Consider the following 15,494-nt stretch of genomic DNA (forward strand, 5'->3'; position numbering starts at 1 on the left):
GAGGTGGGCTCACCGGCATACCGGTGGTTCGAGCGGGACGGGCCCGCTCAAGCCTGGTCAGCCCTCGACGGTGATGCCCATGGAGCGGGCGGTGCCTGCGATGATCTTGCTCGCGGCGTCGATGTCGTTGGCGTTGAGGTCTTCCATCTTCTGCTGGGCGATCTCGCGGACCTGGTCAGCGGTGAGCTTGGCGACCTTGGTCTTGTGCGGCTCGCCGGAGCCCTTGGCCACGCCGGCGGCCTTCTTGATCAGCTCGGCGGCCGGCGGGGTCTTCGTGACGAAGGTGAAGGACCGGTCCTCGTAGACCGTGATCTCGACCGGGATGACGTTGCCGCGCTGGGACTCCGTCGCAGCGTTGTACGCCTTGACGAACTCCATGATGTTGACGCCGTGCTGACCGAGGGCCGGGCCCACGGGCGGCGCGGGCGTGGCAGCACCGGCCTGGATCTGCAGCTTGATGAAGCCGGAGACCTTCTTCTTCTTGGGAGGCATGCTTGGGGGTCCTTTTCTTGTGGTGTGGGCCTACGCCGTGGGCGATGACCCGGTTGCAGCGTCCGCGGACGGACGTCGTCCGGTCAGATCTTGGCGACCTGGTTGAACGACAGCTCGACCGGGGTCTCCCGGCCGAAGATCGAGACCAGCACCTTGAGCTTCTGCGACTCGGCGTTGATCTCGGAGATCGTGGCAGGCAGGGTCTCGAACGGACCCTCCATGACGGTGACGGACTCGCCGACCTCGAAGTCGACGACCTTGATGTCGGCGGTCTTCTTGGCGCCGGCCTTGCCGGGGGCGGCCGCCTCTTCCTTGGTCTCGAGGTTGGGCGCCAGCATGGTGAAGACCTCGTCGAGGCTCAGCGGCACCGGCTGGTGGGTGTGGCCGACGAAGCCGGTGACACCCGGGGTGTGGCGCACGGCGCCCCAGCTCTCGTCGGTGAGGTCCATGCGGACGAGGACGTAGCCAGGCATCCGGACGCGACGGACCAGCTTGCGCTGGCCGTTCTTGATCTCGGTGACCTCCTCCATGGGGACCTCCACCTGGAAGATGTAGGGCTCCATGTTGAGGCTGGTCACGCGCGTCTCGAGGTTGGTCTTCACGCGGTTCTCGTAGCCCGCGTACGAGTGGATGACGTACCAGTCACCCTCCTGGCGGCGCAGGGCGTCCTTGAACTCCTTGACCGGGTCGGCGGACTCGGTCGGCTCAGCGGCCTCGGTCGCCTCGGGGGTCTCGACAGCCTCGGGGGTCTCGGCGACGACGTCGCCGGCCTCCGGCGCAGCCGCCTCCTCGACAGAGGTCTCGACGACGTCGACGTCGGCACCGCTCTCGCGCGGCGCCTCGGAGCTCCACTGGTCGGACACGCTGGTGACCTACTTCCGTAACTCTGGTCTGTCGGCCGCCGAGAGGCGGCCGTGGGCCGGGAACCGGCCGGGACGGACTAGCTGCCGAACACCCACAGGATCAGCTTGCCGAACCCGAAGTCGAGCACGGACACGTAGAGCATGACCGCGACGACGAACACGATGACGACGCTGGTGTAGGTGAGCAGCTCGTGGCGGGTGGGCCGGACGACCTTGCGCAGCTCGTCGAGGATCTGGCTGACGAACAGCCCGACGGCACGGAAGAGACGCGTGACAACGTTGCCGCGCTTGCGGGACGACCCGCCGCGGCGGCCGGAGCCGCGGGTGTCGGCCGTGCTCACGTTCGTCACTGGTCCTCTTCTCGGTTGCTGACCTGTGACCTTCGGCGCCGGCACTCCTGGCTGGGATGCCGACGCCGAACGTCATCGGCATCTACGACGCAGGGCAGGAGGGACTCGAACCCCCAACCGCCGGTTTTGGAGACCGGTGCTCTACCAATTGAGCCACTGCCCTACGGGTGGTATCGGGCATGCGTCAGCATGGTTGTCGTCAACCACCCAAGGGGCGAGCATACGCGAGGGACGGGGCCCAAAGCGAACTCGCGGTGATGCCCGACCATTGTGCCCGACCGGTGGGGGTGGTCTCGACCCCGGGGCACGTTTTTCTTCTGCCGCACAGCGACGGGCGACCGGAGCGCGGACGCCATGGCACGGCCTACAGCAGGTCTGGGACCATGATGTGCGTGACCGAGTCAGCTGCCCACACCGTCCCCGCCCGCCGCATCTCCCGGCGCATCGGCGCCATCGCCGAGTCCGCCACGCTCGCCGTCGACGCCAAGGCCAAGGCGCTCAAGGCCGAGGGCCGGCCCGTCATCGGGTTCGGTGCCGGGGAGCCGGACTTCCCGACGCCGGACTACATCGTCGAGGCCGCGGTCGCCGCCGCCCACGACCCCGCCAACCACCGCTACACGCCGGGCGGCGGGCTCCCGGACCTGAAGAAGGCCATCGTCGCCAAGACCGCGCGCGACAGCGGGTATGCCGTGACCCCCGAGCAGGTGCTCGTCACCAACGGCGGCAAGCAGGCCGTCTACAACACCTTCGCCACGCTGCTCGACCCGGGCGACGAGGTGCTGCTGCCGGCGCCGTACTGGACCACCTACCCCGAGGCGATCAAGCTCGCCGGGGGCACGCCGATCGAGGTGTTCGCCGGCGAGGACCAGGGCTACCTCGTCACCGTCGAGCAGCTCGAGGCCGCACGCACCCCGCAGACCAAGGTGCTGCTGTTCTGCTCCCCCTCCAACCCGACCGGGGCCGTCTACTCGCCCGAGCAGGTCCGCGCGATCGGCGAGTGGGCCCTCGCGCACGGCATCTGGGTCGTCACCGACGAGATCTACGAGCACCTGACCTACGACGGGGTGCGCTCGGCGTCGATGCCGGTGGAGGTGCCCGGCCTGGCCGACGCCTGCGTCGTCCTCAACGGGGTCGCCAAGACCTACGCCATGACCGGCTGGCGGGTGGGCTGGATGATCGGGCCCAAGGACGTCGTCAAGGCCGCGACCAACCTGCAGTCCCATGCCACGTCCAACGTGTCCAACGTGTCCCAGCGCGCTGCCATCGCCGCGCTCAACGGCTCGCTGGACGCGGTCGAGGAGATGAAGGTGGCCTTCGACCGGCGCCGCCGCACCATCGTCGACATGCTCAACGAGATCCCCGGTGTCGACTGCCCCACGCCGCAGGGCGCGTTCTACGTCTACCCCTCGGTCAAGGGCGTGCTCGGCAAGACGATCCGCGGCAAGGTGCCGACCACCTCGGTCGAGCTGGCCGAGCTGATCCTCGACGAGGTCGAAGTGGCCGTGGTGCCGGGCGAGGCGTTCGGGCCCAGCGGCTACCTGCGCCTGTCCTACGCGCTCGGGGACGCCGACCTCACCGAGGGCGTCGGCCGGATCCAGAAGCTGCTCGCCGAGGCGCACTGACGCACCGCCGACAGCGGCCCGTCCCCGAACCCGGGGGGCGGGCCGCGGTCATGTGGGTCCTCGGTCCCTCGCGGGGCGGCCGGTGGCGTGGCAGGCTCGGTGCATGAGCGACAACGAGTCCTACGACGAGTACAGCGTCGACGACGAGACCCAGCTGCAGCCGGGTGACACGCTCGACGACCGGTACCGCGGCGTGGAGGACATCCTCGACGAGGGCTGGTCACCGCCGGAGCGGCCCCGGGGCGTCAACGCCTTCGGGACAACCGCCTCGGAGCAGCACCAGGGCGAGAGCCTCGAGCAGCGCATGCGCCAGGAGGAGCCGGACCCGTCAGCCGCCTTCGACGACCCGCTCGAGGACCGCGAGGAGGACCCGGACGCCCCGCGCGAGGAGGACGAGTTCCTCGACGACGGCGAGGTGGGCGACCGCCGGGCCGGCCGGCTGGTCGACCCGGACGAGGGCGTCCACGAGGACGAGGAGTCCGAGCTGTGGGGCGGCGACGTCGGCATCGACGGTGCCGGCGCCTCGGCCGAGGAGGCCGCGATGCACGTCGTCGAGGAGTGAGCGGCACCGCGGGCTGACCGATCCCGGGGGTGGCCACCAGCCGGGGCTGACACACTGTCGCGCATGCACCGACCGGTCGACCGGCTCCCGAAAGCGCACCTGCACCTGCACTTCACCGGGTCGATGCGCCTGTCCACGCTGCTGGAGCTGGCCGCCAAGCACGGCATCTCGCTGCCCGAGGCGCTGACCTCGGGCTGGCCTCCCCGGCTGCGCGCCACCGACGAGCGGGGCTGGTTCCGCTTCCAGCGGCTCTACGACATGGCCCGGGCCTGTGTGCGTGACGAGGCGGACATGCGCCGGATCGTGCGCGAGGCCGGCGAGGACGACGCCGCCGAGGGCTCGCGGTGGCTGGAGATCCAGGTCGACCCGACCTCCTACGCCGTGCACCTGGGCGGGATCACCCCGACGCTGGAGATCGTGCTCGACGAGGCGGCCAAGACCTCGGCCGAGACGGGCACGGCGGTGGCCGTCGTCGTCGCGGCCAGCCGGATCCGGCACCCCCTCGACGCCCGGACCCTGGCCCGGCTGGCGGCGCGGTACGCCGGGGACGGGGCGGGCACGGTGGTCGGCTTCGGGCTGAGCAACGACGAGCGGCGTGGGGTGACCGCGGAGTTCGCCCCGGCGTTCGCGATCGCCCGCCGGGCCGGGCTGGCGTCGGTGCCCCATGGCGGGGAGCTGCTCGGGGCGTCCGCGGTGGCCGAGACGCTGGACACGTTGCGGCCCGACCGGATCGGGCACGGGGTGCAGAGCGTGCAGGACCCGGCGGTGCTCGAGCGGGTCGCCGCGGGCGGCACGACCCTCGAGGTGTGCCCGGGCAGCAACGTGGCGCTCGGCGTCTACACCGAGGACTCGGCGGTGCCGCTGCGGGAGCTGGTCTCGGCCGGGGTGCAGGTCGCCCTGGGGGCCGACGACCCGCTGCTGTTCGGCTCGCGGCTCGCCGCGCAGTACGAGACCGCGCGGGAGGTGCACGGGTTCACCGACGCCGAGCTGGCCGAGCTGGCCCGAGGGTCGATCCGGGGGTCGCGCGCGCCCGCCGGCACGAAGGCGGCCCTGCTCGCCGACGTCGACACGTGGCTGGCGTCGTCGCCGCTGCCGGACGGTCCGCGCCCTTGACGTCAAGTGCAGTTCACCTCCGACGATGAGGCATGACCTTCACCCCTGAGGAGCTGGCCTACCTCGCGTCGCAGCGGCTCGGCCGGCTGGCGACCATGGCGCCCGGCGGCGACCTGCAGAACAGCCCGGTGTCGTTCCACGTCAACGCGGACGGGACCATCGACATCCCGGGCCGGCGGATGGGGGCGAGCCGCAAGTTCCGCAACGTGCAGACCCACCCGCAGGTCGCCTTCGTCGTCGACGACATCGCCTCGGTCACGCCTTGGGTGGTGCGCTGCCTGGAGGTCCGGGGCGAGGCGGAGGCGCTCACCGACGTCGACCCGCCGGCGCCGTACTTCTCCCGCGAGGTCATCCGCATCCGGCCCCGCCGGGTGATCAGCTTCGGGATCGGGGACAGCGCGGCCAGGGCCGCGCGCAACGTCGGCTGACCGGCACGAGCCGGTATGCCGGGTGCCGGCTAGAGGGTGAGCCCCACCAGGACGGGCTCGTTGACGAGCGTGACACCGAAGGCGTCCTGCACCCCGTCACGGACCTCGCGCGCCAGCGCCAGGACGTCCCCAGCCTTGGCGCCACCGCGGTTGGTCAGCGCCAGGGTGTGCTTGGTCGACAGGGCTGCCGGGCCGGGAAGCCCGTGCCCCTTGGCGAAGCCGGCCTTGTCGATGAGCCACGCGGCACTGGTCTTGACCATGCCGTCCGGGGCGGGGAACTCCGGCGGCGCCGCCTCGGCACCGAGGCGGCCCCGCGCGCGGTCCTGCAGCGCGGCATACGCCTGGGGCGACAGGACCGGGTTGGTGAAGAACGACCCGCAGCTCCACGTGTCGTGGTCGGCGGGGTCGAGGACCATGCCGCGACGACGACGCTGCTCGAGCACGGCCGCGCGCGCGTCGGCGAGCGGCACCCGCTCCCCCTCCGCGACGCCAAGGCCCTGCGCCAGCGCGGCGTAGCCGACCGGCTCGGACATCGTGCCGACGCGCAGCTGGAACACCACGTCGAGGACGACGTAGCGGGAGGTCGCCTTGAACAGGCTGTGGCGGTAGGTGAAGGCGCAGTCGGCGTTGGCGAAGGTGCGCACCTGCTGCTCCCGGCGGTCCCAGACCCGCACCTGGGCGATGGTCTGGGCGACCTCCTGGCCGTAGGCGCCGACGTTCTGGATCGGGGTGGCGCCGGCGCAGCCGGGGATGCCGGACAGCGCCTCGACGCCGGCCCAGCCCTCGTCGACCGCGCGGACGACGACGTCGTCCCAGACCTCTCCGGCGGCCACGCGCACGGTCGCGCCACCGCACTGGTCGGCGGACTCGACGGTGATGCCGGAGGTGGCCACCCGCACCACCGTGCCGGCGAAACCCTCGTCGGCGATGAGCAGGTTGGACCCGCCGGAGACGACCAGCAGGGGCTCGTCGGCGTCGTCGACCTCACGGACCGCGTCGACCAGCTCGTCGGTCGTGGTCACGGTCACCAGCCGGGCGGCGGGACCGCCCACCCGCATGGTGGTCAGGTCGGCCAGCGGGGCGTCGTGCTCCTCGCGCATCCGGTCAGTCCAGGGCGACGACGGCCAGGGCGCGGCCCAGGACCTTCTCGCCGTTGCAGGTCGCGGTCAGCTCGACGGTGGCCCGCTTGGCCTCCTCGTCGACGGACTTCACGACGCCGGTGACCTCGACGTCGGCCCCGGTGTCGTGCGGCACGACGACCGGCCGGGTGAAGCGCACGCCGTAGTCGACGACCCGGCCGGCGTCACCGACCCAGTCGCTGACGACGTTGACGGCGGCGGCCATGGTGAACATGCCGTGGGCGATGACGTCGGGCAGCCCGACCGAGGTGGCGAAGCGCTCGTCCCAGTGGATCGGGTTGCGGTCCAGCGACGCCCCGGCGTACTGCACGAGGGTGGCGCGGGTGATGTGGACGGTGCGGCCGGGCAGCGCCTGGCCCGCCTGGACGTCGGCGACGGACAGGGCCATCACTCGCCTCCCCGGATCACGATGGTCGAGGTGGCGGTGCAGACCCGCTCCCCCTCGGTCGTGGACAGCTCCGTGCGGGTGGTGACCATGGCGTGGCCGCCGGCCTCGCGGACGGTGTCGACGTGCAGCTCCCCGACGATCTCGTCGCCGGCGGTGATCGGCCGGTGGTGGGCGAACTTCTGCTCGCCGTGCACGACCCGGCTGAAGTCGATGCCCGCCTCGGGGTCGACGATGAGCTGCCTGTCGCACTGCTGGGCGATGAGCACGGCGAACGTCGGCGGGGCGATGACGTCGCGGTAGCCGCGCGCCCGCGCCTCCTCGGCGTCGGTGTGCACGGGGTCGACCGCACCCACCGCCTCGGCGAACTCCCGGATCTTCTCCCGGCCCACGGCATACGGGGCGGTGGCCGGGTAGGTGCGCCCGGCGAAACTCGCGTTCACGGCCATGGCGACCACCCTAGGGGAGCCCGCACGGGCACGAAAAACGGCCGCCCCCGCAGCGCGTGCGGGGGCGGCCGGTATGCCGTGTGGCGTGACCTCAGCGGGTCTCGCGGTGCTGCGTGTGCTTGCCGCAGCGGGGGCAGAACTTCGCCAGCTCCAGACGGTCAGGGTCGTTGCGGCGGTTCTTCTTGGTGATGTAGTTGCGCTCCTTGCAGTCCACGCACGCCATCGTGATCTTGGGGCGGACGTCGGTGCTCTTGCTGGCCACGGGGCAACCTGCTCTCGAAACTCACGGAAGAACTACGGGTAGGGCGCGTGCGCAGCGAGCGCGCAACGACGCACCAGAGTACGCGATCCCGAGCTAGATCCCGAAATCACGCTGGTAGCGGGGGCGGGACTTGAACCCGCGACACCACGATTATGAGCCGTGTGCTCTGACCACCTGAGCTACCCCGCCAGGGGTTCCGGTGACCCGGTCGGCCGCCCCGAGGGACGGCCGCCGGACCCGGACTGAGCCCCAATAGGGAATCGAACCCTAGACCTTTTCCTTACCATGGAAACGCTCTGCCGACTGAGCTATTGGGGCAAGTCGAACGGCTGTCGCCGCCCGGCTTTGCGTCGCCGAGAGTACACGTTCCCGGCCCCGGACCTGAAATCGGCGCCCCCGCGGCGGTGTCACCCCTTCGGACGGTCCCGACGTAGCGCGGTGATGCCCCCTTTGGTGGAGCGCGTCACGGAGTCACGGGCATAGACCGGAACCGGCCACTCGGCCACTCATCGACTCCATCGTGAAGGGGGAGCCATGCGCCATCGGTATCGCGTGACCCTGGTCGCAGGGGTCACCGCCATTGCCTCCGCGCTGCTCGCCGCGCCCGCCCGGGCCGGCGGCAGCGACCACCACACGTGGACCGTCCACCCCGGCACCGGCACCATCGCCGCCGCCGTGGCCCAGGCCCACGACGGGGACACCCTGCTGCTCAAGGCGGGCACGTTCCACGACAGCGTCACGATCACGAAGTCGCTGACGATCCGCGGCGCAGGCTGGGACAAGACCACCGTGCGGCCGCCGTCGAGCAAGGCCGGCTGCACCGTCATGGGCGGGGTCCACGGGCTCTGCCTGTTCGGCGCGACCGACTCCACGTTCAACCCCATCTTCTCCGACCGGCTCAAGGACGCCTCGGTGTCCGACCTGCGCCTCACCGGGTTCTCGGGGATCGGCGTGGTCGGCTTCAACACCGACCACCTGTCGGTGACACACGTCCGGTCGGACCACAACGGCCAGTACGGCATCGCCCGGTTCGCGTCCACCCACTCGCTGTTCGCCCACGACTCGGCGTCGTGGGACGGCGAGGCCGGGCTCTACCTGGGTGACTCCCCCAACGGGGACAGCGTGGTTCGGGACAGCTGGAGCGACCACAGCAACTTCGGCATCTTCCTGCGCGACAGCACCGGGCTCACCGCCCGCGACAACCACGTCTGGGGCAACTGCGTCGGCGTCATGGCCCTCAACACCGGCGGCGAGGCGCCGTACGACATCCCGGCCGGTGACTACCGCATCACCGGCAACACCGCCTGGGCCAACGACAAGGCATGCCCGGCCGGCGAGGACGGTCCGGCGCTCTCGGGCCTCGGCATCCTGCTGGCGGGGGTGCACGACAGCGTGGTCCGCGACAACACCGTCAACAACAACAAGCCCGGAGGCCCGACCCTGGGCTCGGGCGGGATCGCGATCGTCTCGACGAAGTCGATGCACGGCACGGACCCGACGAACAACACCGTCGCCGGCAACGACGCCCACCGCAACGTCCCGGCCGACATCCTCTGGGACAGGACCGGCTCGGGCAACGTGGTCCGCGGCAACGACTGTGCCAAGGCCATCCCCGACAACCTGGGCTGGTGCCACCAGTAACAGCGGCGGCCTGACCACCCTGACCCCGCCGGGCATCCCGGCGGGGTCAGCCTGCCGGGATGTCCTCCGGCTCCATCTCGTCGGCGTAGCGCACCTCGGAGACGTTCCATTCCTGCTGCAGGGCCGTGATGTCGGCCCGGGTCGTGATGTCCCGAACCGCCCTCGTGGGGTCGGACGCCTCGGCCGGCGGCACCAGCGCGGCCTGCCAGTGACCGTGCTCCGGGACAGGGCTCACCGCGATGTAGAGGTCCATGCCGCGACGGTATCCCGTGGCCGACGGTCGCCACCGCCCCCGCGCCGAGGTCGGGAAACGGTTGACCTTCAAGCAACCTGAAGGTCCACGATGGCCGCCGTGACCTCACCGGAGCTGAGCATCGGCGCCTTCGCCCACCTCGTCGGCCTGACCCCGAGCGCCTTGCGCTTCTACGACGACTGCGGCCTGCTGCACCCCGCCCGGGTGGACCCCGGCAGCGGATACCGCTGGTATGCCGTGTCGCAGGAGCCGCGGGCGCGGCTCCTCGCGGAGCTGCGGGTGGTGGACCTCCCCCTCGTCTCGGCGCGGGCCGTGCTCGACGGATCGCCGGAGGAGGCCACCCGCCTGCTGGAGGACCACCTGGCGGCCGTGGAGGGCAAGGCGGCACTGACCCGCCGGGCGGTGACCGACGCCCTGACCGACCTGCACGGCGGGCAGCGCCCGTGCCGTTTCACCCTGTCCGGCCCGGAGCTGGCCAGCGCCGTGCGGCAGGTGGCCCCCGCCGCGGCCGCCGCCGACCGCGTCACGCTGCCCGGTGAGGACCCCGCCCTCGACGAGGTCCTGCGGTGCGCCCTGCTCGAGGTCGACGCGGGCGAGGTGCGGCTGGTCGCGAGCGACCGCTACCGGCTGTCGGTCCGCACGCTGCATCCCCGTGCGGGCAACGACACCGCGGGGCGGGCACTGGTGCCCGTCCCTGACCTCGTCGACCTGGCCGGCTGGGCCCGGCCCCAGACCGAGGTCACCCTGACCCTGGAGGGCGACCGGATCACCGCCGAGGGCGAAGGGGGGTCGCGCCGGCTGGCGACCCGCGAAGGCGACTTCCCGGCATACCAGGCGATCCTCGACGGGGTGCCCGCGGCGACGGTCCGCGCCATGGTGGCCCGCGAGCGCCTGCGCAGCGCCCTGGAGGAGGACCTGCCCGAGGTGGTCGTGCTCGAGCTGCGCGAGGGCCACTTCGCGCTCGACCCGCCCGGCCTGCGGCTCGACGCGGTGGTCGTCGGCGGTCCGATGCGCGTCGGCTTCGCGCCGCCCCTCCTGCGGGCGGCGCTGGAGGCCAGCGTCGGTCCCGAGGTGATGCTGGAGCTCTCGGAACCCAACCGCCCCGTGCTGGTGCGCTCGGCCGACCAGGGCACGTTCACCACCCTGGTCATGCCCTACCGGCTCGACCACCACGGATGAGGACCGTCACCCTCGGGGAGCCGCGCGCCGCCGTCGCCCGCCGCCGGACCGCTGTGGCACCAGGTGGCCGACGACCTGGGGCTGGCCTGGGGGGCGCCGACCCTGCGCGCCGCACTCGGCTCGGTCTCCCTGGTGGCCACGTTCCTGCTGCCGGTGTCGTCACTGTGCGTCCCGCTCCTCGCCCGTGCCCACGGCTGGTCGGCGGTGACCGGTGGCGTCCTCGTCGGCGCCACCGTCGCCGGTGCCCTGTCCGTCACCCTGCTCGTGGCCCGTCGCGGGGCATCCGGACAGCCCATGCTGGTCGCGGGCTCGGGGCTGCTCGTCGCGGGCAGCGGGATCCTGGGCGTGGCCTGGTCGCCCTGGGAGGGCGTGGCCGTGGTCGGCGCCCTGGTCCAGGGGGTGGGGACCGCGCTGTTCACCTCGCGGGTGGGACCGATCCTGCTCGGCAGCGCCCCACGCACGCACCTGGCGCGGGTGCAGTCACTGCTGGTGCTGGTCCAGGCCGCGCCGCTGGTGGTCGCCATGCCCCTGCTCGGTTCCCTGGCCGCGTGGGCGGGGGCCGGCGCGGCCACGACGACCTGCGCGGCGGGTACGGCCGCGGCCGGCGTCCTGCTGCTGCAGCAGCGGCGGCCGGCGAGCTGAGGCTCAGTGCCCGTGCGGGTCCGCCCAGGCGTGCTTGGTGACGATGTAGACCCGGCCGTCGGCAAGCTCCATCGCCACCGCGCGCAGCCACGGCCTGGGCTGGGGCCAGTGGCCGGCCGCCCTGAGCTGGCGCTCCAGGGCGGTCTCGATCTCGAGCATGGGGTGGTTGAGCTGGGCCGCGGCGACCTTGTTGATCACCGACTGGATCTCCAGCTGTGCGCGGTCGTGGACCTCCTGGTCGACCTCCATGACCTCTCCTCGGGGACGGGGAGGTCGCGGTGCCGCGGCCTCCGTGGGACCACCGTGCACCCGAACCCGTGTCACGGCAACGGCGTCAGGTCCCGGCGCCGGTGGGCTCGACGGGTGCGGCTCCCGAGGTCGGTGCGTTCGCGGGAGTGGGCAGACCTGCAGCCGTCGACCCGTCGGCGGGAGCCGGCGTGCCGGTCGGCATGGGCGTGCTCGTCGGGCACGGGTCCGTGACCGTGGGCGTCGGGGCGTCCCCATCCGGGACCGTGGTGGGCGCGGCCGCGGGGGCGGTCACCGGCGCCTCGGTCGGCGTGGGCACCGGAGCCGGCGTGTCGCCCGGTCCGGTGAGGTCGCCCGGTCCGGTCGGGTCGGCGGTCGGGGTCGGCTGGCAGGTCGACGCGTCACCCGTCCCGGAGCTGGGCGTGCCAGTTGGTGTTCCACCCGGGTCACCTGTGGGGCTCCCGGTGGGCGTCCCGCCGGGGGTGGTCGACCGCCCGGGAGTGGTGGCTGGGCCGGACGACCCTGTCGTGGAGGGCTGCGGCGTCGCGGAGGCTGAGGTCGCTGCCTGCCGGGCCGGTCCGGCGGCGACGGGCGGGGACAGCGGCTCGGGTTGCCACACCACCGACACCCCGTGCTCGCCGAAGGTGCGCATCCACCCGAGCACGGTCGTCAGGTAGTCCCCGGAGTGGTTGTAGGCGAGGACCGCGGCACGTAGGTCCGCGGCACGGGCGAGGTCACGCCCGTGGCTGCACAGGTACGCCGCCGCAGCCGCGGCCGCGTCGTCCACGTCCTGGGGGTCGGCACGACCGTCGCCGTCGGCGTCGACACCGGCCCGCAGCCAGGTGCCCGGGATGAACTGCATGGGCCCGACCGCCCGGTCCCAGATCGGGTCGCCGTCCCAGCGGCCGCCGTCGGTGTCGCGGATCGCGGCGAAGCCGGCGCCGTCGAGCACCGGGCCGACCACGGCGGGGCGGACCCGGCCGTCGGCGTCGACGGACCGGCCGGTGAGGGACCCCGACTCGACCTGGCCCACGGCCTCCAGCAGCGTCACCGGCAGGTGGCACCCGGGTGGCGCCGTCGCCACGGCTCGCCGGTAGGCCGCCAGCAGCCGCGCGGGCAGCGCTGGTCCCCCAGTGGGCTCCGACCACGACGCGGGCTGGACCGGGAGGGCGGCCCGGCGGGTCTGGGGCCGGGTCGCCGGCGCACCGACGAAACCGGCCCCGGGCGCCATCCCCCAGGTGGCCCCTGGAACGGCCAACCCCTCCAACGGCGCCGCGGCGGGAGCGCCTGCCCGCGGCGGCGGCGAAGCCGACAGCCCCAGCACCACCTCACGGTCGGTGCCGGCGCCCAGCACCAGCACCGTCGCCGCCCAGAGCGCGAGCTGCCGGCTCCCGGGCCAGCGGCGCCGCATCGGCTCAGCGCCCCGTTCCGGTCGGGACGCCACGGTCGGGCAGCGCACCGACGAGCTCGGCGTCTCGGGCCGGTGACGTCGGGCTTGGGGCCGCGGCCGCCGCCGGGCGGGACACCCGGGCCGGCCCGCGGGCCGCGCGCCGGCGCCACAGCAGGACCGACCACGCCAGCAGCACCAGGAGGGCGGCGCCGGCCGCGGCGTCCACCAGCGCTGGTCCCAAGGGCGCGGTGGACAGGGTTGTCGGGCGGGTGGGGAGCGGTACCCGCCCGACAGTCCAGGGGAAGGTGGCGGTCGTCGCGCCCATCCCGGCGCGGCGCACGGTCACCTCCAGGCGCAACCGTCCCGGATCGCGCAGGTCCAGCGGGGCCGACCACCGGCCGCCACCGATGGGCTGGGCGGCCACCCGCTGAGGCGGCTGGCCGGTGGGTCCGACCAGGCTCACCTCGACCGAGCGCACAGGCCCCGGGGAGGGCCGCCGGGCGTCGAAGACGTCGACCAGCGCCACGGCCGGGCCGGGTCGGTTGGGTCGGACCGCCAGTGCCTCCTGCAGGTCGCCGACCTGCTGGTCCACAGCGACCGACGACGGCTGCGCCGGGGGGCGGACCAGCTGGGGCTCCAGGGCTGGCTGCCCGCTCGTGAGCACGGCCGTCAGCGCCAGGATCGTCAGGGCCACGCCGGCCTCGGCCAGCACGGCGCGCGCCGGCACCTGACGGGCCCTCGACCCGCGGCCGTGCAACCGCACGGTGTTCGCCAGGGCGAGGACGCCGGCCAGCCCGGCGGCCACGACCTTGAGCAGCAGGGTCCTGCCGTAGACGGTCAGGACCAGGGCGTCGACCGAGCCGACCACCTGGCTGCTCAGGTAGAGCCCGGTCACGGCCACCACGCTCACGCACGCCGCCGCCGGGATCCCGAACGCACGCAGGGCGGCCCGCACGTCCGCTCCGGACAGCCGGCCTGCCCGATGCCCGCGGACCACCACGGCGGACAGGACCGCCAGGGCTCCGGCCCACGTCAGGCCGCCGGCCAGGTGGGCGGCTGTCGCGACCACGCGGGTCGGGCTCACCGCGGCACCGGCGCCGGAGTGCCCCAACAGGGCGGTCCCGACGCAGGCGAGGCCGGTCCCGGCCGCCAGCAGACCCCGGGAGGTGGTCTGTGACGGCCGGGTCCGGCCGGTCCATGTGGCCCCCACCAACAGGAGCAGCCCGGCACCGCGGACCGCCCAGCGGAGGCCGTAGCCTCCCGCGAGCAGGCCGTCGAGCCGCAGCCCGGTCGGGGCGAGCTGGTCGACCAGCAGGGCCACCGAGGCCAGCGACGCGCCGACAGCGCCCCACACGGCATACCGGTCACAGCCGGCTGCGGCCCACGGGCCGGCGGCCGGCCGGGCACGCCCGAGGACCCACCGGGCCAGCCGGCCACCCAGGCACAGGGCCAGCCCGAGCAGGACAGCCCAGCGCATCGCGGCCTCCTCCGGACGCGGCGCCGGCTCGGAGAAGGCGGTGGCGGCCACCGCCTCCTGGACGCCGAACACCAGGTCGCCGCTCGTGCGGTGCAGGTCGTCGCTGGACAGCGTCTCCCAGGAGATGCGGTAGGTGCCGCGCTCCAGCGGCGGCAGCGCGGCCGCAACCTGCACCGGCTCCTCGGTGTCCTCGACACCCGCGGCGCTGTCGCCCCCGCCGCTGGTGACCAGCCGCAGCCCGGTCAGCGCGACCGGCGCCTCGCTGCCCCGGGACAGCTCGATGCGGGTGGAGGCCAGCTCGACGTGCTCGCTGAACTCCAGGGTGAGCTGGCGCGGCGCGACCGGGAGGACCTGCCCGTCACCGGGGTTGCTCGAGGCCAGGAAGGCGTGGGCCTGCGCTGCCCCCGAGGGCAGCACCAACCCGGCCGTCACCGCGAGCAGGGCAGCCGCCGCCAGCCGGAGCCGCACGCTGGTCCGGCGCCCGGTCGCCATCACAGCACCGGGACGTGCGGCAGGTGCAGCGCGCCGTCGTCGATGGTCGCGAGCTCGCCGGGGTGCAGTGCCCCCGCGGTGTTCTCGAAGACCAGGTAGTAGGTCTGCCCCGGGCGCAGCGTGTGTCCCTGCTTCATCAGCGAGACCCGGTGGGTGCTGCCCTGGCGGGCCTCGCTGCGAAGGGTCGGCGGGTGGGCGACGTCGGACTGGAAGCGGGATGCCTTCTCCGCATCGAGCACGACATAGCTGAGCGTGATCAGGCCGCCGTCGCCGACCACCGCGATCCGCGAGAAGCGGACGCCGAGCGCCTGCTCCATGGCCGCGCTCTGCGGCATGCGCATCCGGCTGGCCTCGGCACGGTCGCCGAGCAGGTTGCCGGTCACCACCGCCGCGAGCGCGAGGACCACGGCGACGACGAGCGCGCGGGCTGCGATGGTCACGTCACGGCGGGCCGCCAGGGTCTGCACGGTCATGGGACTCCCCTTTCGTCACCGGGGCCCGTCGCCGGG

At 73.3% G+C, this 15,494-nt stretch carries 19 protein-coding genes and 3 tRNA genes; 7 read left to right on the forward strand and 15 right to left on the reverse strand.

The genetic code is table 11. The features are described from left to right. Positions 1–57: 57 nt before the first annotated feature. From rplK to FB474_RS15025, 4 genes are all read right to left on the reverse strand, one after another. On the reverse strand, positions 58–492 hold the full coding sequence (gene rplK / locus FB474_RS15010) for a 50S ribosomal protein L11 (protein ID WP_141789377.1): 435 nt from the start codon (positions 490–492) through the stop codon (positions 58–60). An 83-nt stretch (positions 493–575) separates the two neighbouring features. Beyond that, complete coding sequence (nusG, locus tag FB474_RS15015; RefSeq protein ID WP_141789378.1) at positions 576–1,355, reverse strand: transcription termination/antitermination protein NusG; 780 nt, start codon at positions 1,353–1,355, stop codon at positions 576–578. Between the two features lie 77 nt (positions 1,356–1,432). Continuing rightward, positions 1,433–1,696: a preprotein translocase subunit SecE gene (gene secE, locus FB474_RS15020; RefSeq protein ID WP_246092211.1), complete on the reverse strand. Its 264-nt coding sequence runs from the start codon at positions 1,694–1,696 to the stop codon at positions 1,433–1,435. 99 nt (positions 1,697–1,795) lie between these two features. After that, positions 1,796–1,868 (reverse strand) — tRNA-Trp (locus FB474_RS15025). A 229-nt stretch (positions 1,869–2,097) separates the two neighbouring features. On the opposite strand from FB474_RS15025, the gene FB474_RS15030 reads away from it, so the two are divergent. The 4 genes from FB474_RS15030 (at position 2,098) to FB474_RS15045 (ending at position 5,430) form a co-directional block, all read left to right on the forward strand. Then, positions 2,098–3,327, forward strand: a complete 1,230-nt coding sequence (locus FB474_RS15030) for a pyridoxal phosphate-dependent aminotransferase (RefSeq protein ID WP_246092212.1) — start codon at positions 2,098–2,100, stop codon at positions 3,325–3,327. A gap of 103 nt (positions 3,328–3,430) precedes the next feature. Beyond that, the gene (locus tag FB474_RS15035; RefSeq protein ID WP_141789380.1) at positions 3,431–3,889 is read left to right on the forward strand and encodes a DUF5709 domain-containing protein; all 459 of its coding nucleotides are present in this window, start codon (positions 3,431–3,433) and stop codon (positions 3,887–3,889) included. A 63-nt stretch (positions 3,890–3,952) separates the two neighbouring features. Further along, on the forward strand, positions 3,953–5,002 hold the full coding sequence (locus tag FB474_RS15040) for an adenosine deaminase (protein ID WP_141789381.1): 1,050 nt from the start codon (positions 3,953–3,955) through the stop codon (positions 5,000–5,002). A 32-nt stretch (positions 5,003–5,034) separates the two neighbouring features. After that, positions 5,035–5,430 carry a PPOX class F420-dependent oxidoreductase gene (locus tag FB474_RS15045; protein WP_141789382.1) on the forward strand — a complete coding sequence of 132 codons (396 nt, stop codon included), beginning with the start codon at positions 5,035–5,037 and terminating at the stop codon, positions 5,428–5,430. Between the two features lie 29 nt (positions 5,431–5,459). Here FB474_RS15045 and FB474_RS15050 read toward each other — a convergent pair whose 3' ends face one another. The 6 genes from FB474_RS15050 to FB474_RS15075 form a co-directional block, all read right to left on the reverse strand. Then, positions 5,460–6,530: a UDP-N-acetylmuramate dehydrogenase gene (locus tag FB474_RS15050; protein ID WP_141789383.1), complete on the reverse strand. Its 1,071-nt coding sequence runs from the start codon at positions 6,528–6,530 to the stop codon at positions 5,460–5,462. Between the two features lie 4 nt (positions 6,531–6,534). Further along, positions 6,535–6,957 (reverse strand): MaoC family dehydratase, encoded by a 423-nt coding sequence (locus FB474_RS15055; protein WP_141789384.1) that lies wholly within the window; start codon positions 6,955–6,957, stop codon positions 6,535–6,537. Then, entirely contained in the window at positions 6,957–7,403 is a 447-nt protein-coding gene (locus tag FB474_RS15060; protein WP_141789385.1) for an FAS1-like dehydratase domain-containing protein, read from the reverse strand. Before FB474_RS15060 ends, FB474_RS15055 begins: the two co-directional genes overlap by 1 nt. A 91-nt stretch (positions 7,404–7,494) precedes the next feature. Next, positions 7,495–7,665 carry a 50S ribosomal protein L33 gene (rpmG, locus tag FB474_RS15065; protein WP_141789386.1) on the reverse strand — a complete coding sequence of 57 codons (171 nt, stop codon included), beginning with the start codon at positions 7,663–7,665 and terminating at the stop codon, positions 7,495–7,497. A gap of 112 nt (positions 7,666–7,777) precedes the next feature. Further along, positions 7,778–7,854, reverse strand: a tRNA-Met gene (locus FB474_RS15070). Between the two features lie 56 nt (positions 7,855–7,910). Continuing rightward, a tRNA-Thr gene (locus FB474_RS15075) sits at positions 7,911–7,983 on the reverse strand. Between the two features lie 216 nt (positions 7,984–8,199). On the opposite strand from FB474_RS15075, the gene FB474_RS15080 reads away from it, so the two are divergent. Beyond that, a complete protein-coding gene (locus tag FB474_RS15080) occupies positions 8,200–9,306 on the forward strand; it encodes a right-handed parallel beta-helix repeat-containing protein (RefSeq protein ID WP_141789387.1) in 1,107 nt (368 codons plus the stop codon). 46 nt (positions 9,307–9,352) lie between these two features. Here FB474_RS15080 and FB474_RS15085 read toward each other — a convergent pair whose 3' ends face one another. Beyond that, complete coding sequence (locus tag FB474_RS15085) at positions 9,353–9,559, reverse strand: hypothetical protein (protein ID WP_141789388.1); 207 nt, start codon at positions 9,557–9,559, stop codon at positions 9,353–9,355. A gap of 99 nt (positions 9,560–9,658) precedes the next feature. Here FB474_RS15085 and FB474_RS15090 point away from each other — a divergent pair, with 99 nt between their 5' ends. Then, positions 9,659–10,738: a MerR family DNA-binding transcriptional regulator gene (locus FB474_RS15090; RefSeq protein WP_246092213.1), complete on the forward strand. Its 1,080-nt coding sequence runs from the start codon at positions 9,659–9,661 to the stop codon at positions 10,736–10,738. A gap of 63 nt (positions 10,739–10,801) precedes the next feature. After that, positions 10,802–11,380, forward strand: a complete 579-nt coding sequence (locus tag FB474_RS15095) for an MFS transporter (protein ID WP_141789390.1) — start codon at positions 10,802–10,804, stop codon at positions 11,378–11,380. A gap of 3 nt (positions 11,381–11,383) precedes the next feature. On the opposite strand, the gene FB474_RS15100 is transcribed toward FB474_RS15095, so the two are convergent. The 4 genes from FB474_RS15100 to FB474_RS15115 form a co-directional block, all read right to left on the reverse strand. After that, positions 11,384–11,629, reverse strand: coding sequence for a hypothetical protein (locus FB474_RS15100; RefSeq protein ID WP_141789391.1), 246 nt, complete (start codon positions 11,627–11,629; stop codon positions 11,384–11,386). Positions 11,630–11,714: 85 nt separating this feature from the next. Then, positions 11,715–13,037 carry a lytic murein transglycosylase gene (locus FB474_RS21365; RefSeq protein WP_141789392.1) on the reverse strand — a complete coding sequence of 441 codons (1,323 nt, stop codon included), beginning with the start codon at positions 13,035–13,037 and terminating at the stop codon, positions 11,715–11,717. Positions 13,038–13,041: 4 nt separating this feature from the next. Further along, a complete protein-coding gene (locus tag FB474_RS15110; protein ID WP_141789393.1) occupies positions 13,042–14,985 on the reverse strand; it encodes a copper resistance CopC/CopD family protein in 1,944 nt (647 codons plus the stop codon). Further along, a complete protein-coding gene (locus FB474_RS15115) occupies positions 14,985–15,458 on the reverse strand; it encodes a hypothetical protein (protein ID WP_141789394.1) in 474 nt (157 codons plus the stop codon). The genes FB474_RS15110 and FB474_RS15115 overlap by 1 nt, the downstream gene beginning before the upstream one ends. Positions 15,459–15,494: the final 36 nt, after the last annotated feature.

It is taken from the genome of Oryzihumus leptocrescens, assembly GCF_006716205.1.
Taxonomy (GTDB): Bacteria; Actinomycetota; Actinomycetes; order Actinomycetales; family Dermatophilaceae; genus Oryzihumus; species Oryzihumus leptocrescens.